This is a genomic window from Sulfurimonas sp. (genome assembly GCF_034005705.1).
Classification (GTDB): Bacteria; Campylobacterota; Campylobacteria; order Campylobacterales; family Sulfurimonadaceae; genus Sulfurimonas.
Genome location: NZ_JAVEUF010000014.1, coordinates 37906 through 52553 on the forward strand (window position 1 = coordinate 37906; position 14648 = coordinate 52553).

General features: G+C 39.7%; 17 protein-coding genes. 13 read left to right on the forward strand and 4 right to left on the reverse strand.

All coding sequences use genetic code 11. The features are described from left to right. Position 1: 1 nt before the first annotated feature. The 3 genes from fliP to RBR61_RS07955 are packed head-to-tail and all read right to left on the reverse strand — an operon-like array spanning position 2 to position 2285. A complete protein-coding gene (gene fliP, locus RBR61_RS07945; protein ID WP_320343390.1) occupies positions 2 to 742 on the reverse strand; it encodes a flagellar type III secretion system pore protein FliP in 741 nt (246 codons plus the stop codon). Next, complete coding sequence (locus RBR61_RS07950) at positions 742 to 1521, reverse strand: flagellar motor protein MotB (RefSeq protein ID WP_320343392.1); 780 nt, start codon at positions 1519 to 1521, stop codon at positions 742 to 744. The genes fliP and RBR61_RS07950 overlap by 1 nt, the downstream gene beginning before the upstream one ends. Beyond that, complete coding sequence (locus RBR61_RS07955; protein ID WP_320343394.1) at positions 1521 to 2285, reverse strand: motility protein A; 765 nt, start codon at positions 2283 to 2285, stop codon at positions 1521 to 1523. The genes RBR61_RS07950 and RBR61_RS07955 overlap by 1 nt, the downstream gene beginning before the upstream one ends. Before the next feature lie 142 nt (positions 2286 to 2427). Between RBR61_RS07955 and glmU the strand changes: the two genes are divergently transcribed. The 11 genes from glmU (at position 2428) to RBR61_RS08010 (ending at position 11785) form a co-directional block, all read left to right on the forward strand. Continuing rightward, complete coding sequence (glmU, locus tag RBR61_RS07960) at positions 2428 to 3729, forward strand: bifunctional UDP-N-acetylglucosamine diphosphorylase/glucosamine-1-phosphate N-acetyltransferase GlmU (RefSeq protein ID WP_320343395.1); 1302 nt, start codon at positions 2428 to 2430, stop codon at positions 3727 to 3729. 40 nt (positions 3730 to 3769) lie between these two features. Next, a complete protein-coding gene (locus RBR61_RS07965; protein ID WP_320343397.1) occupies positions 3770 to 4888 on the forward strand; it encodes a DNA repair exonuclease in 1119 nt (372 codons plus the stop codon). Further along, positions 4875 to 7244 (forward strand): SMC family ATPase, encoded by a 2370-nt coding sequence (locus RBR61_RS07970; protein WP_320343418.1) that lies wholly within the window; start codon positions 4875 to 4877, stop codon positions 7242 to 7244. Before RBR61_RS07965 ends, RBR61_RS07970 begins: the two co-directional genes overlap by 14 nt. A gap of 107 nt (positions 7245 to 7351) precedes the next feature. Then, positions 7352 to 8662 (forward strand): hypothetical protein, encoded by a 1311-nt coding sequence (locus RBR61_RS07975; RefSeq protein WP_320343399.1) that lies wholly within the window; start codon positions 7352 to 7354, stop codon positions 8660 to 8662. Positions 8663 to 8863: 201 nt separating this feature from the next. Further along, entirely contained in the window at positions 8864 to 9208 is a 345-nt protein-coding gene (locus tag RBR61_RS07980) for a type II toxin-antitoxin system RelE/ParE family toxin (protein WP_320343401.1), read from the forward strand. Next, complete coding sequence (locus tag RBR61_RS07985) at positions 9201 to 9476, forward strand: helix-turn-helix transcriptional regulator (RefSeq protein ID WP_320343403.1); 276 nt, start codon at positions 9201 to 9203, stop codon at positions 9474 to 9476. Before RBR61_RS07980 ends, RBR61_RS07985 begins: the two co-directional genes overlap by 8 nt. Positions 9477 to 9509: 33 nt before the next feature. After that, a complete protein-coding gene (locus tag RBR61_RS07990) occupies positions 9510 to 10040 on the forward strand; it encodes an O-acetyl-ADP-ribose deacetylase (protein WP_320343405.1) in 531 nt (176 codons plus the stop codon). A gap of 62 nt (positions 10041 to 10102) precedes the next feature. Further along, complete coding sequence (locus tag RBR61_RS07995) at positions 10103 to 10495, forward strand: hypothetical protein (protein WP_320343406.1); 393 nt, start codon at positions 10103 to 10105, stop codon at positions 10493 to 10495. A gap of 356 nt (positions 10496 to 10851) precedes the next feature. Further along, complete coding sequence (locus RBR61_RS08000) at positions 10852 to 11070, forward strand: cold-shock protein (protein ID WP_137012459.1); 219 nt, start codon at positions 10852 to 10854, stop codon at positions 11068 to 11070. Positions 11071 to 11229: 159 nt separating this feature from the next. Further along, the gene (locus RBR61_RS08005) at positions 11230 to 11442 is read left to right on the forward strand and encodes a hypothetical protein (RefSeq protein WP_137012455.1); all 213 of its coding nucleotides are present in this window, start codon (positions 11230 to 11232) and stop codon (positions 11440 to 11442) included. 67 nt (positions 11443 to 11509) lie between these two features. Beyond that, positions 11510 to 11785, forward strand: a complete 276-nt coding sequence (locus tag RBR61_RS08010) for a CDGSH iron-sulfur domain-containing protein (protein ID WP_320343411.1) — start codon at positions 11510 to 11512, stop codon at positions 11783 to 11785. Positions 11786 to 11802: 17 nt separating this feature from the next. Here RBR61_RS08010 and RBR61_RS08015 read toward each other — a convergent pair whose 3' ends face one another. Further along, positions 11803 to 12909, reverse strand: coding sequence for a multiheme c-type cytochrome (locus tag RBR61_RS08015; RefSeq protein WP_320343412.1), 1107 nt, complete (start codon positions 12907 to 12909; stop codon positions 11803 to 11805). 134 nt (positions 12910 to 13043) lie between these two features. Between RBR61_RS08015 and RBR61_RS08020 the strand changes: the two genes are divergently transcribed. Both RBR61_RS08020 and RBR61_RS08025 read left to right on the forward strand, forming a co-directional pair. Continuing rightward, a complete protein-coding gene (locus RBR61_RS08020) occupies positions 13044 to 14255 on the forward strand; it encodes an EAL domain-containing protein (protein ID WP_320343413.1) in 1212 nt (403 codons plus the stop codon). Between the two features lie 49 nt (positions 14256 to 14304). Next, a partial coding sequence (locus RBR61_RS08025) for a flavoprotein (RefSeq protein ID WP_320343415.1) occupies positions 14305 to 14648 on the forward strand: 344 nt, incomplete at its 3' end.

Consider the following 14648-nt stretch of genomic DNA (forward strand, 5'->3'; position numbering starts at 1 on the left):
TCTATTTTATCGAGGCTATCAGGTTGCCTATTAACAAGTTCCATCCGTCTATGAGAATAAAGACAAGTATCTTAAAGGGCAGCGCTATCATAATAGGCGGCAACATCATCATACCCATAGACATTAAAATCGATGCAACGACCATATCTATGACCAAGAACGGTAAAAAGAGCAAAAAGCCTATCTCAAAAGCGGTCTTAAGCTCACTTATGACAAACGCCGGAATAATGATCGAGAGAGGAACATCTGCGACCGTAGTCGGGTTCTCCATCTTTCTTATCCTGAAAAAGAGAGCAAGGTCCTTCTCTCTTGTGTTTCTGATCATAAAGTTCTTAAACGGAAGAGCCGTCTGATCAAACGCCTCTTCATAACCTATTTTTTCCTCGATGTATGGCTTAATACCGTTTTCATAGGCTTTTACACCTACTGGTTCCATTACAAAGAAAGTGAGTATCATAGCAAGCATAACCAAAAGCTGTGTCGGGGGAACCTGCTGTGTACCAAGCGCCTGTCTTAAAAAGCCAAAAACTATGACAAACCTTGTAAAAGTGGTCATTACAAGCACCATGCTAGGAGCAAGGAAAAGCAGCGTTAAAAGAACAAGTACATTTAGTGAACTAACAAGCTGCTGAGGAGAAGAGGGAGCGGAGAGCTCAAAGTTCATCGTTGGAATAGCTACGTTTTCAGCTCCAAAGAGCGAGGCTGCTCCCAGCCAAAAGAGTAGTAAAAAAAGCTTGAACATTATTTGCTTGCTGCCTTATCCAAAACGCCCTGCTGGACTTTATCTTTATCGTCCGGGTCTGCACCGTAAAAGTGAAGCTCGACTCTGCGGTTCTTCTCTCTGCCGCTCTCGGTGACGTTAGTTGCCTTTGGAGAGAACTCGGCAAATCCGGCCGCATTGATACGCTTTGGGTCTACCCCGTTTAAAAGCAGTTCCTGAAGCACAGAGATCGCTCTTGCAGAAGAGAGTTCCCAATTGTCTTTATACGGACTGCCGGAACCTGGAGATTGATTGTCTGTATGTCCTTGAACACTTACTTTCGTCTGATTTGGAAGCTCTCCGACTATAAGGGCTATTCTCTTTAAAAAGAGAAGCGCATCCTCGCTATGAATGGTTGCGCTGCCTGATTTAAACAGCAGAGCCGCAGGAAGTTCTATCACAAAACCGTCCTGTGCCTCCTCGAGAGATACTGCAGGGCCGTCACCCTCTGCCGTCATCTCATTTACTTCGGTAAGAGCCTGCATTACTCTATTTACCTGCTCAGACGTCTCATCTGCCGCTTCAATAGGAGTCGACTCTTGGATACGTCTTTTGGAGACCTCGGTTTTAATACCGCCCTCCAAGACGCTCATAGCTCCGGAGAGTGAACCGATAGCCTCAGATATCTTTTTTGCATCCATGCTCGACATTGATAAAAGAAGAACGAAGAAGCACAATAGCAGTGACATAAGATCCCCAAATGCCACAAGCCAAAGAGGCATACATCTTTCACATTCAGGACACTTGTTTTTCTTAGCCATTAGTTATATTGACTCACACGCTCTTTTGGAGGCAGATAACTAAGCAGTTTCGCCTCTAACGCCCTTGGAGCATCTCCGGATTGAATCGACATTATGCCTGTTAGTATCATCTCTTTTATAAGCGTCTCTTCGTCGTTTCTTATGCCAAGTATGTTGGCGATAGGTGTTCCCAAAACGTTACCGATGATCGCACCGTACATGGTGGTTAGGAGTGCTACCGCCATAGATGGACCGATCGCCGAAGGGTCAGCCATATTTAAAAGCATGGCAACAAGACCTATAAGCGTTCCGACCATACCCATAGCGCCGGCCAGACCTGCCCATTGGTTAAACATAGAGCCGTTGACCTTGTGGCGCGTGCTTGTCTGCTCCATCTCTATCTCTAAAAGCTCTCTTATGTTATCAGGCTCATTGCCGTCAATTGCCATAGAGAGACCTTTTCTTAAAAACTCGTTCTTCTCGTCATTTACTTCGCTCTCAAGCGCCAATATGCCGTCTTTTCTGGCTTTTGTTGCAAATGCAACAAGTTTTTTTATAAGTTCTACTTTATCCTCTTGAGGAGGCTTTACCGCCACCATAAAAACTTTCACAAAAGATTTCATCTGAGACGGTTTGAACGATACCATCAAGGCACCGATACTACCGCCGATAACGATAAGAACTGAAGGGATATCGATATAAGGGCCTACTCCCACACCCATTGCCATAGCACCCATCAGAAGTGCGAAGACTAAAACAATACCTATGACCGTACCTAAATCCATTCAAATACCTTATAGTAAAATATTGAGCTTATAATACCACAAAAAATATAAGCCTCCACATTAAAAAGGGAATTTTAGAGATTTAATTTCAAATATAAGAGGCGGAGGGTATAATTTTGTCAAATATTTTAAAGAGTTAAAAATGAACAAAAACAGAATCAGTATCGTTATCTTGGCGGCCGGTAAAGGAAGCCGAATGAAATCTTCAAAAGCCAAGGTTTTACATACTATTTGCGGCAGGGAGATGCTCTATTACATTATAAAAGCATCGCGTGAGATAAGCGATGATATAACCGTGGTCATAGCTCACCAAAAAGATGCCGTGCAAAAAGCTGTAAGCTCATATTTTGACGATATAAACTTTGTTACTCAAGACGATATCAACTTCCCCGGAACCGGCGGGGCTATGAAAAACGTCTCTGTAAAGAACGAAAAAGTTCTTGTTCTAAATGGGGATATGCCGCTCATCTGTGCCGAAGCTCTTGATGGATTTTTGCACAACGACTCCGACATAGTAATGTCGATCTTTGACCTGCCAGATCCTGACGGATACGGCCGCGTGATCATAGAAAACGGTGAAGTAAAAAAGATAGTCGAACAAAAAGACGCCTCTAAAGTTGAGTTATCTGTCACAACGGTAAACGCAGGAATATACGCCTTTACCAAAGAAGTTTTAGATAAATACATCCCACTTCTTAGCAACGACAACGCCCAAAAAGAGTACTACCTTACAGATGTCATATCTATGGCAAGAGCTGACGGACTTAGTGTTTCCCCTCTATTGGTCGATGAGGAGCACTTCAGGGGCGTGAACTCCAAAAAAGATCTCTCTGTCGCCGAAGAGATCATGCAAGATAGGATCAAAACCAAATGGATGGAAGCGGGTGTGAGAATGCAGCTTCCTTCAACCATCTACATTGAAGAGGGTGTGACTTTCGAGGGCGAGTGCATAGTTGAGAACGGATGCCGCATAACGGGAAGCTCCAAGATAATAAACTCTCACATAAAAGCACACAGCGTTATTGAAGATAGCATAGTTAAAAACTCAGACGTAGGGCCTCTGGCTCATCTTCGCCCTGCCTCAGAGCTAGAAGATACTCATGTAGGAAACTTCGTCGAGGTTAAAAAATCAACCCTAAAAGGTGTAAAAGCCGGGCATCTAAGCTACATAGGAGATGCAACTGTCGATGAGGGAACAAATATCGGTGCTGGAGTCATTACATGCAACTACGACGGGATCAAAAAATACCAGACCATCATCGGCAAAAACGTATTTGTAGGAAGCGACTCACAGCTTGTAGCCCCTGTGACAATCGAGGACGATGTGATGATAGCAGCGGGAACGACTGTTACAAGCGGAAAGGTCGAGAGCGGCTCTTTAGCGATAAGCAGAACAAAACTAAGAACCATAAAAGATTTTTACTATAAGTTTTTCAAAAAATAAATTTTTCAGATAGAATATCCAAAACCATCAGGAGTCTATCTTGAAGATCATACACTTTAGCGACACCCACTTGGGCTTTAACGACCTTGAAGTTTTAAACGACGAGAACATCAACCAGAGAGAAGCCGATTTTTACGACGCTTTTGCTCAGGTCGTAGAGCAGATAAAAGAGATAAAACCTGATTATATTATCCATACGGGTGACCTTTTTCACCGCTCAAGCCCCTCAAACCGCGCTATAACTTTTGCACTTGAACAGTTCAAGATCATAGACTCTCTTGATATCCCGCTCATCCTTATAGCCGGAAACCACTCAACGCCCAGAACAAATCTAAGCTCGCCAATACTAAAAATATTTGAGAACTTTAAAAACGTATATGCGGCATATAACCAAGAGTATAAAAAGATAGAGTTCGAGCATATAATATTTCACGCCCTGCCCCACATGAACGATGAGACAAAGGCGCTCTCACAGATAGAGCTCTGCGAAGAGAGCATTGACAAAAGCAAAAAGAACATAATGATGATGCACTGCTCCGTGGGTGCTTTTTATCTTATGAACGAGTTTGGCGAGTGGGTCTATCCGAGTGATAAAGAGTATATTTTTAAGATGATGGACTATGTCGCACTCGGGCATTGGCACGGCTTTGGAAAGGTCGGAAAGCATGAAAATGTCTACTACAGCGGCTCGACAGAGAGAACAAGCCTAAACGACAAACGAAACTCAAAAGGCTTTGCGGAGATAAATCTATATGACGAACTGCAGGTCGAGTACAAAGAGATAAATATCCGCCCTATTCTCACAAAAGAGATAGATTGCGAGGATTATGAAAACTCCGTCTCAAAGATTGATACAAGTGACACAAAAGATGCAATAGTCGAGGTAAAACTTACAAACTTGAGCGTTTTACAATCCATTGACATACAAAACTCGGAGATAAAAAAGCTTTTTGCGGACGCTATAAGCGTCTCTGTAAAGCGAGAGTTCAAGCAAGCACAGAGACAAACAGAGATGATGGAAGCCGAAGCCGTATCACTTGAGGAGTTTTTTTTACAACACATAAAAGAGGAAGCAAAAGGAGAGGAGTTTGAGAGGCTGAAACTCAAAGTCCAAGAGCTCTTTGCACACTACGAGGAGGTTTGTGATGATACTATCTAAACTCCGACTTGAAAACTTTAAAAAATACAGTGCCAAGACAATAGAGTTTGGCGAGGGGCTCATCGGCATTATCGGCAAGAACGGAAGCGGAAAATCCACCATCTTCGAGGCGATATTTTTTGCACTTTACGGCGAGCTGAGGAACAAAGGGTATAAAGATATAGTCAAAAACTCAAATGCTGACGCAAAAGATGCGGTGGTCGTTGAGCTTGAGTTTGAGTTTGATGCGGCAACCTACAGAGTAGTTCGTGAATTTCGCGGAAAAGCGATGAGCGCAAATGCAAAACTCTACAAGAATGAAGAGCTTATAACAAGCAGTGCCAAAGAGGTGACAAGCTCCATAACCTCACTTACAAAGATGAGCAAAGATGCTTTTGTGAACACTCTTTTCGCCTCCCAAAAAGAGCTTACAAGCCTTAGCACGCTTAAAAACGAAGATAGAAAAAAGATGATACGCCGTCTTTTGGGACTTGAAAAAATAGACTTCATCGAAAGAGAGCTTGTTGAAAAAAGCAGAGAGCTAAAACGCGAAATAGAAGCGTTTAAAGAGGTGCTTTTGGGCGAAGCGGAGATAAAGCAAAAAGAGGAGCAGATAAAAGAAAATATCGCTTCAAAAGAGACTCTTGCAAACGATGAGAAGAGCAAGACAAAAGAGCTTGACGCACTAAAAACTAAAGAGAAAGAGATAAAAAAAGAGCTCACTGTATTTGCAGAGACAAAAGAGAAGAAGCAGAAGCTAGCATCACAACTGGAACTGACGAAAAACTCTAAAAACAGCGAGCTGTTAAACCAGGTAAAACTTAACGCTGAGTTTCATGAACTTGAAGACAAGCAGGAGAAACTTGAATCTTTAAAACCTGCGGCAAAAGAGTACCTTAGCCTGCAGCAGCAGTTAAAGGAGCAGGAGAAGCTCAGAGAGTTCTTCCTCAAAAAAGAGGGTTTGCAAAAGGAGCAGGTTCAGCTAAGAGAGCAGTACACAAAGAGCAGATCGGACATTGGCGCACTTGAAAAAGCTTGCGAAGGGTATGAAGAGTTTGTCTTAAATGCAAAAAATCTGGAGATAAACATCGCAGTTTTGCAGGAGAGCGTAAAGACAAAACAGACGATCGAAAACGAGCTAAAAGCCGAAATAGCCTCAGAACTCAAACAGATAGATATCACTAACGCCAAGATAGCCAAGCTAAAAGAGCTAGGAAACGAAGGAGCTTGTCCGACATGCACGAGACCGCTTCTAGAGGAGTATGACAATGTTGTAAACTCGCTTGTCGGCACGGTCAACGAGACACACCAAAAGAAGATTGATGAGTACAAAAAACAGCTTACCAACGTAGAGACTCAAAAGAGCGCATTTGAGACTGAGAAGAAGCAAAAAGAGAAAGAGTTTTCAGAGATCGTAAGCAGTATTAAGATCATAGAGAGCAAACTAAAAGACCTAAAAGCCGCACAAGAGCACTTTGCCCTTGTAGAGCAAAAAGGGCTTAAAAACAAGCAGGAACTCAAAGAGCTTGAAGCCTACAGCTACGATGAGAAAGCGCACGAGAAGCTAAAGAGCGACTTTGCGTCTCTTGAACCCAAATACAAACTCTATATTAATAATGAGACAGAGTTAAAGAGGCTACCGGTCGTAAAAGCGGACCTCGCACTTGTGAGCAAAAGAATCGAAGATCTAAGAGAGCAGTACAAGAAAAAAGAGGCGGAGTTTAACCTCGTCATCTACGACGAAGAGAAACACAAAGCAAAGCTTGCGGAGCATGACGAACTGCTCAAAGCCATAGATGCAAAAACAGCACTTCTGATGGAGATAAAAGTAAAAGTCGCAAAGATCGAGGGCGAGATAAAAAACATAGAAGCCTCGCTTGAGAACAATGAAGCGCAAAAGAAAAAAGTTCAGAGCAAAAAAGACGATCTGCTCGACTATGAGAAGATAAAGACAAGCCTTACTGAGTTTAAGACACGTCTAAATGCAAAGATAGCACCCCGCATCTCGGAGATCGCCTCAGAGATGTACGCGCGTATCACAAAAGGCAAATATCAGCACATAGAGGTCAGCAACGACTTCGATTTTTTCATCTACGACGAGGGCAAAAAGTACCCCATAGAGCGTTTTAGCGGCGGAGAGATAGACCTCGCAAACCTAGTGCTTCGCATCGCCATCTCTAAAACCCTCACGGAACTCAGCGGTGCAGGCTCCATAGGTTTCTTGGCATTTGATGAAGTGTTCGGAAGTCAGGACGAGAGCCGAAGAATGGAGATACTTGAGGCTTTCCACACCATCAAAGAGCAGTACAGACAGATATTTCTAATAAGCCATGAGATGGAGATTAAGGAGATGTTTGAGCGGGTTGTAGAGTTGTGAATGTATAATATATCATTAGCGTAGGGGCTGTATGTCAAATCTAATAATTAAAAAAAGAGTTTTACGAAAAAAAAGAATATATAGATGCAGTTAAGTATGGCTTAAATATGAGTGAAAAAAAAATATTTAAATCTAGTCATGACTTTGCAACATATTTCTATAACTTACAATATGCACTCTTTAGTGCCTCAAGAATTAAACTATATCAAGATTTTTTAACTATATTTTCAAAATATCGTACAATCATTTACAAATTACCAAATAATGAACCACCTGCTGGTTTTCATCATAATGCACTATTCTTTCAATTTAACGTTATTTCACTGGTTTATAGTTATTTCCAGTCAAATACTTCAAAAAGTGCTTTAAATTCATCTTGCAAAGAACTTTTGTTTTGGACAGATAAAGTAGAAAATATAGACGAATTTACTGAACAAAATAATAAGCTGAAAAAGTTGATAAATGAAATTCAAGAAGATAAAAATATCTATTACACTATAAAATTTAAACTACCATTTTCCATTCCACTAGTTGACGATGTTTATAATCTAAAAGTTAATGAGCAAATTATAGAAATAAATTTGAAAGCTAATAAAGAACAAAAAGTTGATTGGACTGCAGGTGATTCATTTTATTCTACTATTGTACTTAAAATCAATGGTTTTTCAAACTGTGATAATTACTGGAAAGGTCCTTCAATTAACAATCAAGATAGTGGGCTTTCAGTTATAATGCTTAAAATAACTGAGATAATTAATGAATTTGTAATTCGATTAAAACTGTTTGATTCAAAATGTCAAGTAAACTTTATATCTACTAATGAACTAGAACAAATTTCTACGATTCAACATTATAGTGATGGTTCTGTGTATCATAATGCAACTGCATTATTGCCTAAAGGATTTTTTTCCGATAATAGCATGCCAGAAGTTGTTGACGGAATAGAAGATTTTAAATTACAAATTATCGATAATGAACCTCTACTATATGAACAAATATATTCAAGTGCATTAATTAATTCAGCAAATAATAATATGCTAAATGCTTTTATTTTATTAAATGCCGCAAATGAATCATTAATAAACTTTTTCTTACAGAAGATGTGCTATTTGGCAAATGACATTAAATTTTATAATGATATGATGCTTGAAACCCCTGTTCCTTCTATGATGGTGCAAATAAAAAGAGTCTTTAGGGATTTATGTAGCGTTGATAAAAGGTCATTTCAATTTATTAATAAATATATTATAAAGATCAAACAAAATAATCTTAGAAATGATCTAATTCATGGACGACATAAAAATATTTCAATTAAGCAATTTAATGAATCATTAGAAGCATATTTATTATTGGAAAAAAAACTAATTGAAGTATCTACTATATTTGAAAATAAAAATTACGAAATTACGCCCCAGTGAATGAATCTCCACCTTTAAAAAATAATCCACACACCAAACTGGTCGCAATTTGCGACCAGTTAAAAAAAATACTTCAAACTGCCATATTTTTAAACAAGCTTTCTATTTTTTAATAAACTAAAGTATATTTTAAATAGGAAAAACTATGCTTATTGATATATACAAATTGACAAAAGTTAACTTCTATGTTAACATATTGCTATGAAAGAGGTCATCTTTTACAGACTCAAATCAGGCAAAAGCCCGATTGAAGAGTTTTTAGACACTCTCTCAAGCAAAGAAGCTCAAAAAGTTGTTTGGGTATTACAGTTGATAGAAGAAGCGGACACAGTATCTACTAAATTCTATAAATGCCTAAGTAGTTCAGATGGTATTGTTGAAGTAAGAGTTCAACATGGAACAAATCACATAAGATTACTAGGTTTTGAACATAACGGAACTTTCGTTGTGCTTACAAACGCTTTTAGAAAAAAAGACCAAAAAGTTCCAAAACATGAGATAGCCTTAGCACAAAAGAGAAAAAAGGAGTATTTAAACAATGAGTGACTTAAAAAAATACATTGATAAAAGAAAAAAAGACGATGTCGAGTTTGCAAAAGATTTTGATAGCGGATACGAAGAGTTCAAGATAGGTGAGATGCTAAAGCAAGCAAGAGTTGAGGTCGGGCTTACGCAAGAGGAGATAGCGCAGAGGCTCCACACAAAGAAGTCCGCTATTTCGAGAATAGAAAACCATGCACAGGACATTAAACTCTCGACTCTTCAAAACTTTGCGCACATTCTTGGCAAAGAGCTGAAAGTGGAACTTATATAACCCACTATTTGAAAGTAATGAAGATCAAATAAAATGAAAAACATAAACCTAAAAGTAGCAGATATAACGCAAGAGGACGTATGTGCAGTGGTAAATGCGGCGAACAGTTCACTTCTTGGCGGCGGCGGTGTGGATGGCGCCATACATCGTGCGGGCGGAGAGCAGATACTTAGCGAGTGCAAAAAGCTGAGAGCCTCTCTGTATCCTGATGGATTGCCTACAGGAGAAGCCGTTGCGACAACTGCGGGAAATATGAGGGCAAAATATATTATCCACACCGTCGGTCCTGTTTATTCATCTTGTAAAAACCGCTGCGAAGAGCTTCTGGCAAACTGCTATATAAACTCACTAAAAGCAGCTTCTGAACTAAAGTGCCACAGCATCTCGTTTCCTGCCATCTCCACCGGCATTTACGGTTATCCAAAGGCTGAGGCGGCTAAAGTTGCCTACAAGAGCGTCAAATCTTTTTTGGAAACTAATCAGAGCATGGAAGTTAACTTTGTGTTTTCTTCAAAAGAGAGTTACGACATCTTTGCAGATGCCATCAAAGAGCTGCAGAGTTAATTATAAAGGATATCAAAGAGGCTAACAAGTATAATTATGAATATTCTTATAGGATTCTACAAATGAGCATATTTGCCCTACAATCAGAGGCAGGCGGTTTTTTGGACGAAGATTTAAAACGCTTCAATAAAGAGTTTGACGACTGGTGTGTTCAGTTTGACAACTATGAAGATGCCAATCTTATGAGACAAAATCTTGGCAAAAAAATAGTTGCGGAGGTTGTAGAGATCACGCCTTTGAGCTATCCGAAATATTTTTTTCATACTCTTCAAGGTGTTATCCATGCAACAAGACAGATCGATGATAAGATCATCTGCATTGTTGAACCGTATATGGGTTCAAACTTTCGTATCGCGGTGTGTGACTTAACTACAAAAAAAGTGACTATAACAAAGACCAGCTATAAAAATGTCTTAAGTGTAGAGGGTGCATTTGCACATTTTGAACTAAAATGAAGCATAACAACGCTTTGTATCTTGCTCATGCGGGGTTTTAGGAGCAGTTAAGAGAGATATTTCACCACTATAAAAATATGCTCAAGTTTACGGACGAGTTCATCTCAAAAAACAAAAAAGAGACTAAGTTTTAACACAATAAAAAACACAACTTTAAAAAGAATTTGCCTCTTCTATATACATTTACCTTTTATTCAGTTATACTTCCCTCAATAAAAGATGATTCGAGTTACATCTTTAGTCTGCTTTACATTGATGACCTAGTTAACAGTATAATCCGCTACTAAAAGAAAAGCTTCATATTAGATTTTAGACCACTTCAGCAATGAGGTGTATTCAAACACAAAGGTATTACAATGGCAGCATTAGTAAACGGTACAGTTAAATGGTTCAATGGTGAAAAAGGTTTCGGATTTATCGAACAAGAAAATGGCGGTAAAGATGTATTCGTACACTTTCGTCAAATCAACAGCACAGGCTACGGTCGTGTTTCACTAGACGAAGGTCAAAAGGTAACTTTTGAAATCGGTCAGGGCGAAAAAGGTCCACAAGCAGAAAACGTTACAGGTCTATAATCTTTCTTTGAGCGGATCTCTCCGCTCATAACTATCATCCACCCCCAAAACACCCCTATTTACACGACTTTATAAACCACTTAATTTTATTACCGCAAAAATCAAAAAAAATAATACAATTCCACTCCAATATTACCATTTAAAAACAAGAGGTCAACCGTGTACAAAATAATTAAAACACACCCGACAAAAGAGCAGATTTCTACATTTAAGATGAAGATCGCAGAGGAAGATGACTACGTTGATTATGTTGTAGATCTGAACAACCTCGGCGAAGAGGCAAAAAGAGAGCTTTGCTCTTTATACGGCATAGCCGTAGAAGAACTAAACCAGAAAGAGAAACTGCAGCTTACGGTATCTTCTTCCATATAGCTCTTTTTACCTTGACATTTAGATAAAATCGCCACTATAATAGTGTCTATCTATTAAAGGAGATGTCATGTGCAAAGATGCGATAGTATTTCACAACAAGCCAAAAGGTGTCACTCTTGAAGCGGGTGTGACATATATGATATGTGCTTGCGGAAGAAGCAAAGAGGGTGTTTTTTGTGACGGAAGCCATGAAGTAACTGAGTGCCTGCCAAAAGAGGTAACTGTTGAAAAGACAAAGCAGTACCACATCTGCATGTGCAAGACAAGCGCCAACTTCCCATTTTGCGACGGCACCCACAGCATCTACAGCGATGATGAGATAGGAAAAGCCGTCAAGATTTGAGTAGAGCAGCCTTTTGGCTACTCTGCTATAAAACTTTGTACTTTAAGAACCGTAAACTTTTTAGCATCTTCGTCTGCATCCAAATTTAACTTTTTAAGAGCTTTTGGATTTACAATATAGTATCCAAGCGTTACTTCTATCTTATCCCCTGCTTTAACTTTATCGTCATAGCTTACGCTCTTTTTCTCGTTTGCTTTTAACATAGTATCAGACACGACTCTGTCAGCCAGCCACGGCATTGACGCCCCGTTCTCATTACCTATTACTTTTGCGAAAGTGTGCATCTTCAGAGGTGCTGATTTTCCATCTTTTACAAGGTTTACTCTAAGTTCTACCACTCTAAGCGGATGAAGCATAAGATCATGAGGTGCTTTGTTCTCAATAGTTACGTCAAAACCGTTCGCACTCTTTTTAAAATCGAGCCCAACATATTTTGAGAGCATCTCAGGGTTTTTCCTAGCCCCTGCAAAACCGTGAAAAGAGTGTTTCTCGGTCTCCGTCAAAGTTGTTGCCGTGCCATCAACCTTTGGCATATGGCACGTTATACAGTTCTCTTCTTTGCTCTTTGCACCATCTTTTGACGTTTCACATATCATAAACTCTGCAGAGTTTTGTCTGTGCGAGTGACAACCCATACATACCTGTGCGCTGTAATACTTCTCATTTGTATAGTCTATATCGTGATACGGCGAACCTACGGTGCTTTTGTTAAGCCCAAACCATGAGCTCTCTTTTTTATAAACTACTTTTTCTCCCTCTCTGCCGGCTTCTGCTGAGTAAAACGTCTTTTTATCTTTACTGTAAACATTTCTATTTGCACTTGCATGCTCCTCTACATCTTTTATAGTGTGGCAACTAGCGCACGTTATGCCTTTTTTTGCATCCTCCTCATCTTTTGCATTTGGAGTGTGGCACTCAGCACAAGCATAATCGTCCTTTGCCTTTGCAGGGTGCATATCCCATACAGCTTTGTGTATTGCGTCATCGTATATTGATGATTTCCTGTGCATAGAGTTTTCAAACTCATCAACTATAGCCGGATGACACTTCTTACATGTCTGGGTTTGCGACTCGGCAAAAATCAGTGACGATAATGCGAAGGCAAGTAATAACATCTTCTTCATATAAACTATCCTTTTAATTATTATAAGTTGAAATTCTATCATTCAATAAATATTTCTGCTTGATATATATCAAAGTCCTCTATTAAGATTTTTCGTGTTAATATGTAAAACAGAGAAAATCAAGGAAGCTGCACGTGAACATAATTAATATTTCTAAACAGAAGATTTTTGACAATAAAAACCAGCTCTTTGCCTACGAGCTGGTATTTAAGGACAGCTCGCTGGAGCCTACGGGCTTCTCGACAAAGATAAGAGCTACTTCGCAGCTAATCATCAGCTCAATAACCAGCAACGAACTAGACAAGCTTTTGGGCTCTAAGGTCCTGGCATTTGTAAACGTCGACGAGGAGTCGCTTCAAAAAGGGATACTGGACGTTTTGGACAAAGACAGGTTTGTTCTTAACATCTTGGAAGATATAGATCTTAACGAAAAAGTTATCGCAAAGATCATTCAGTACAAAAAAAGAGGCTTTATGTTATCGCTTGAACACTTTGACTCAAGTGCAGAGATGATAAAAAAGTTCAATAGGCTCTTTAACTATATAGACATCATTAAAATGGACGTAGTGCTCTCTTTGCATGAAAACCTTGAAAAGGTGATGGAGAAGTTCAAAGGCACAAGGATCAAGCTTTTGGCACAGAACATAGAGACAAAAGAGGATTATCAGAAGTACTCAAAAATGGGCTTTGACTACTATCAAGGCTACTATCTTGACAAACCAGAGATCATAGAGATCATAGGTTCAAAAGAGCCTGCACAATTCATAATCCTGCAGCTTATCAAGATCATAAAAGACAACAACAGCACCGAACAACTTGAGTTTTTCATAAAAAAACAGCCAGATCTCTCATACAAGCTTGTTCAGTTCTTCAACAACTCAAAAAAATTCAATGTTAAAATAGAGTCTTTGATGCAGGTTATCACACTTATGGGAAGAGACAAGCTGCTAAGATGGCTGCTTCTGTATCTATACTCGGAGGTCTCTAAAAATCCTGCATCCAAGACTATTTTGGCACTAGCCCTTAGAAGAGCCGAAAAGATGGAAGCAGAAGCGGACCGTGCTAACAAAGACAAAGCCTACCTTGCAGGGATGTTCTCCATGCTTGGCTCTATTTTTGAGACCGACATCAGAGAGCTTATGAACCACATTCAGATGGACAAAGATATTACATCATTGGTTCTTGAGAGAAAAGGTATATTTGCTCCTAGTCTGATTAAGGCCGAAAAGGAAGAGAAGGAGTACCTGCGCCAGATAATGCTTGAGAACTTCGACAAGCTCCACACCACAGACCTCATTTACACACTTGAGTATGGCGGAGTAGAGGTAGACAAAAGTAAGCTATAACCAGCTCTTTTATGTTAAAATGCCGCCATTAATACTTATGAGGTAAAGAATGCTCATCCCGTCAAACTTGCTAAAAAACAAAAAAATACTACTGGGTGTCACAGGCTCGATCGCGGCTTACAAATCGCTTGAGCTGGTAAGACTTCTTACCAAAGCTGGTGCAGAAGTAAAAGTGGTCATGAGCGAAGCGGCTAAAAAGTTCGTCGCTCCTCTTAGTTTTGAAGCTCTTACCTCAAACAAAGTTCTTGATGATATGAACGAGTCATGGGCAGACTCTCACAACCACATAAAAGCCGGCGAATGGGCGGACCTTTTTGTAATCGCTCCGGCAACGGCAAACACCATAGCAAAACTTGCAAATGCGATAGCCGACAATATGCTTCTGCAGTGCGC

What these genes read in the sequence shown, in the direction of transcription:
- fliP (WP_320343390.1), bottom strand. Translation starts at nt 742, where the DNA reads ATGTTCAAGCTTTTTTTACTACTCTTTTGGCTGGGAGCAGCCTCGCTC.
- RBR61_RS07950 (WP_320343392.1), bottom strand. Translation starts at nt 1,521, where the DNA reads ATGGCTAAGAAAAACAAGTGTCCTGAATGTGAAAGATGTATGCCTCTT.
- RBR61_RS07955 (WP_320343394.1), bottom strand. Translation starts at nt 2,285, where the DNA reads ATGGATTTAGGTACGGTCATAGGTATTGTTTTAGTCTTCGCACTTCTG.
- glmU (WP_320343395.1), top strand. Translation starts at nt 2,428, where the DNA reads ATGAACAAAAACAGAATCAGTATCGTTATCTTGGCGGCCGGTAAAGGA.
- RBR61_RS07970 (WP_320343418.1), top strand. Translation starts at nt 4,875, where the DNA reads ATGATACTATCTAAACTCCGACTTGAAAACTTTAAAAAATACAGTGCC.
- RBR61_RS07975 (WP_320343399.1), top strand. Translation starts at nt 7,352, where the DNA reads ATGAGTGAAAAAAAAATATTTAAATCTAGTCATGACTTTGCAACATAT.
- RBR61_RS07980 (WP_320343401.1), top strand. Translation starts at nt 8,864, where the DNA reads ATGAAAGAGGTCATCTTTTACAGACTCAAATCAGGCAAAAGCCCGATT.
- RBR61_RS07985 (WP_320343403.1), top strand. Translation starts at nt 9,201, where the DNA reads ATGAGTGACTTAAAAAAATACATTGATAAAAGAAAAAAAGACGATGTC.
- RBR61_RS07990 (WP_320343405.1), top strand. Translation starts at nt 9,510, where the DNA reads ATGAAAAACATAAACCTAAAAGTAGCAGATATAACGCAAGAGGACGTA.
- RBR61_RS07995 (WP_320343406.1), top strand. Translation starts at nt 10,103, where the DNA reads ATGAGCATATTTGCCCTACAATCAGAGGCAGGCGGTTTTTTGGACGAA.
- RBR61_RS08000 (WP_137012459.1), top strand. Translation starts at nt 10,852, where the DNA reads ATGGCAGCATTAGTAAACGGTACAGTTAAATGGTTCAATGGTGAAAAA.
- RBR61_RS08010 (WP_320343411.1), top strand. Translation starts at nt 11,510, where the DNA reads ATGTGCAAAGATGCGATAGTATTTCACAACAAGCCAAAAGGTGTCACT.
- RBR61_RS08015 (WP_320343412.1), bottom strand. Translation starts at nt 12,909, where the DNA reads ATGAAGAAGATGTTATTACTTGCCTTCGCATTATCGTCACTGATTTTT.